The sequence below is a fragment of the Bradyrhizobium sp. 61 genome (assembly GCF_023073075.1).
Taxonomy (GTDB): Bacteria; Pseudomonadota; Alphaproteobacteria; order Rhizobiales; family Xanthobacteraceae; genus Bradyrhizobium; species Bradyrhizobium barranii.
In genome coordinates, this window is the sequence record NZ_JADPIU010000049.1 from 1 (window position 1) to 2,624 (window position 2,624).

A 2,624-nucleotide genomic window follows, 5' to 3' on the forward strand; every position below is an offset into this window, starting at 1 on the left:
GTGCGGATGCTGGCCGAGGTGATGACGGCGTTCAGAGGATCTCACGCCTGACGCGAAGACTAGTGTCCAATATCACTTCTAGTGCGGTTTGGATTTGACGTTCGCCATGACTGCTCGCTGAGCCAAGGTAGCGAATGTCAAATCCATCGCACCAGGCGGTAATTGATGGCCGAGGAACGACATCTGACGGCTGGGCATCGGAAATCGGTGCGGCTCTTTCCATGTGGAGATGTCATGTGCGGCCGCGGCATCGACCAGGTGCTGGCGCATCCCTGCAGCTCCGAGATCTACGAACGCCACGTGCGAACGGCGGAGACTTACGTGCTGCTCGCCGAGCAGGCGAACGGGCCCATTTCGCGGCGCAACGGGGCGTCCTACGTTTGGGGCGCCGCACTGGACCAATTGGAGCGCATGCAGCCGGACGCGCGGATCATCAATCTCGAAACGGCTGTGACCCGCAGCAATGACCGGGCGAACAAGGGCATCAATTACCGCGTGAGCCCCGAGAATGCAGAATGTCTCGTGGCTGCCGGGATCGACTGCTGTGTATTGGCCCACAACCATGTGCTCGATTGGGGCCGCGCCGGCCTGCTGGAGACGCTGACCGTTCTGCAGAAACTCAACGTCAAAGCGACGGGCGCAGGACGCAACGATCACGAAGCGCGCGCACCCGCAGTGCTGAACCTTGCCAAAGCAAGGCTTCTGATCTTCTCGTTCGGATCGACATCGAGCGGCATCCCGTTCGGGTGGGCTGCGACGCCCGACGCTCCAGGCGTCAACTTGCTGCCTGACCTATGCGAGGTGAGCGCGTTGCAGGTCGCCAACCAGGTCATGGCACTCAGGAGGCCGGGCAGCTATCCTAGACTCGGAGAACCTCTCTAGAGCCGATACGAGGATCGCCGGCTGGAATGGCGCGGTAGCCGCTCGAAGCGGCCAGCCATTCCAAGAGGTACTGCGAGAGCGTATGGTGCTCCGATTACCCGCTGAACCTGGAGGCAGTCATGCAGTTCAGGACAACCGGACTACTGTTGCTCGGCGCGATGGCGCTTCCCGTCTCCGGGACCGCACAAACCGCGCCCGCTCCACCGGCAATTACACGAACCGTGGTCGCTGCAACCAAACTGCCGACCGTCACGGACGTGCCGCTGCATTTCAAAGCGGTGAGCATCACCCTTCAAGCGGACGAGAAGTGCGGCGTCTCGGCGGCCGACGGCATCCTCTACCAGCTATCAGGATCGACCGAGGTCGCGCTCGATGGCGAGGCTAAAACGCTCAACGCCGGCGAGGGGCTATTCATCGCTGGTGGAAAAACCGCGGCGCTGACGGCGGGCGGCGGAGAGCCATCTACTTTCCTCCATTTTTTCCTTGCTCCCGCTGTGGACTTGGGTCGGCCTGTCGAGACGGCACCTGCTGCCGTGACAGAGCTATATCGGACCGCGACTCCAATCCCCGACCTGCAGCCAGGGGGTATGATCTCAATCTCACGCGAGTTACATTTCCGGCGCAGATGCCCTCCAACCCGCCGCACCATCGCTCAGGAGCGGCTCTGTACTATATTATATCCGGCACCGGAGCGAACACGATCGACGGCAAGACGGAAGCAAGGGGACCAGGTTCCCTGATCTATGAACCGTACGCGCTCGTGCACCGATGGGGAAACCCGGGCAACGAGCCGTTGGTATTTTTGGCCTTCAACATCAATCCGGAAGGTGTGGCAGCCGTGCTTCCGGGCGGACCGGAAAAGAAACAATAGTTGACGGCGGGCCGCCCAAAGCATCCGGACGGCCGTTCGCATGAATTGGCGAATTTGAATCATGGTGGCAACGAACGATCGCACCGTCACCGTGTTCGGCGGAACCGGTTTTCTCGGCTGCCGCATCGTTCGGCATCTGCGCTCTCACGGATTTCCTGTTCGGGCCGCGTCAAGGCATCCGGACCGGGCGCACAGACTGTTTGGTCCCGATGATCCGCAGCTTCAATCAGTGTGGGCCAACGTTCACGACGAGCGGTCAGTCGCGGATGCGCTTGCCGCCGCCTGTGGCGTTGTAAACGCGGTTAGCCTTTACGCCGAGCGCGGACAGGAGACTTTTCATTCCGTTCACGTCGAGGCTGCGCAACGGGTCGCGGCTCAAGCTCGTCGTGCCGGTGTCGATCGGCTCATTCACATTTCAGGAATTGGCGCCGATGCCGGCTCACGATCGCGCTACATCCGAAAGCGCGGCGAGGGTGAACTGGCGGTCCGGTCCGCCTTCGGCGATGCACTTTTCGTCCGCCCGGCAGTAATGTTCGGACCAGACGATGCGTTCCTCACGACCATCCTTGGGCTCCTCCTCCGACTTCCGATCTATCCGATGTTCGGCCGCGGCCTGACCAGATTGCAGCCGGCCCATGTGGAGGATGTTGCGGAGGCAATTGGCCGGGTCATGCGGCAAGCGGAGATGCCTTCAACAATCTTCGAGTTCGGTGGCCCGCGCGTCTACTCTTACGAGGAGTTTCTTGGAGCCGTTGCGCGCCAGGCTGGACTTGTGCCCCGACTGGTTCCAATCCCGTTTGCCGCCTGGAATGCACTTGCGTGGGTCTCCGAAATGTTCCCAAGCCCGCTCCTCACGCGCAATCAAGTGGAA

Annotated in this window: 3 protein-coding genes; all 3 read left to right on the forward strand. The window is 61.4% G+C overall.

What is annotated here, in order from left to right; translation table 11 throughout:
* Positions 1-165: 165 nt before the first annotated feature.
* Positions 166-882, forward strand: coding sequence for a CapA family protein (locus tag IVB46_RS14035; RefSeq protein ID WP_247303151.1), 717 nt, complete (start codon positions 166-168; stop codon positions 880-882).
* Between the two features lie 119 nt (positions 883-1,001).
* On the forward strand, positions 1,002-1,622 hold the full coding sequence (locus IVB46_RS14040) for a hypothetical protein (RefSeq protein WP_247303153.1): 621 nt from the start codon (positions 1,002-1,004) through the stop codon (positions 1,620-1,622).
* A gap of 192 nt (positions 1,623-1,814) precedes the next feature.
* The coding region (locus IVB46_RS14045; protein ID WP_247342990.1) for a complex I NDUFA9 subunit family protein at positions 1,815-2,624 on the forward strand (810 nt) is incomplete at its 3' end.

Excerpts from the sequence above, each read along its gene's own strand:
- IVB46_RS14035 (WP_247303151.1), top strand. The coding sequence starts at position 166 with ATGGCCGAGGAACGACATCTGACGGCTGGGCATCGGAAATCGGTGCGG.
- IVB46_RS14040 (WP_247303153.1), top strand. The coding sequence starts at position 1,002 with ATGCAGTTCAGGACAACCGGACTACTGTTGCTCGGCGCGATGGCGCTT.